A 552-nucleotide genomic window follows, 5' to 3' on the forward strand; every position below is an offset into this window, starting at 1 on the left:
CCCACCGCCCTCCGCACGGCACGCCGCGGCGGCGACGGCTACGCGGCCCGCTGGCGCACGGAGGTCCGGAGGCTGCGGAGGGCGGCGTCGGAGGCGGAGGGGGCGATACCGGCCGCTGGGTCTGACACGGGCGGCGGGACCCCGGCGCCCCGTGGCCCCGGCGCCGAGGAGCGGGCCGTCGGGCTGGTGGTGGCGCTGGCGTTCCCGGAGCGGGTGGCTCGGGCGGACGGCGGGTCGTATCTGATGGTGGGTGGGACGCGGGCCGAGGTGGGCGCCGGGTCCGCGCTGCGGGGGGCCGAGTGGGTCGCTGTCGCCGTGGCCGACCGGCCCGTGGGGCGTGGGCACGCGCGTGTTCTGCTGGGGGCTGCCGTGGACGAGGACGTGGCGCGCCGGGCGGCGGGGGATCCAGCAGCGCCAGGCCGGAGGCGTCAGGATCGCCCCAGCAGGCCGCCTGGAGCGCGAACGCCGTCAGGTCGGCCACCTTGATCTCGGGGGAGGGGTACGACGGCAGCCGCGCGTCCTCCGCCTCCGCCCAGCAGCGGTACACCGCGC

At 79.5% G+C, this 552-nt stretch carries 1 pseudogene; it reads left to right on the forward strand.

The features are described 5' to 3' along the window. Positions 1 to 402, forward strand: a pseudogene (locus LPA54_RS35925) (ATP-dependent helicase); the annotation flags it as partial. Positions 403 to 552 lie beyond the last annotated feature (150 nt).

The organism is Streptomyces sp. DH12, assembly GCF_020873895.1.
Classification (GTDB): Bacteria; Actinomycetota; Actinomycetes; order Streptomycetales; family Streptomycetaceae; genus Streptomyces.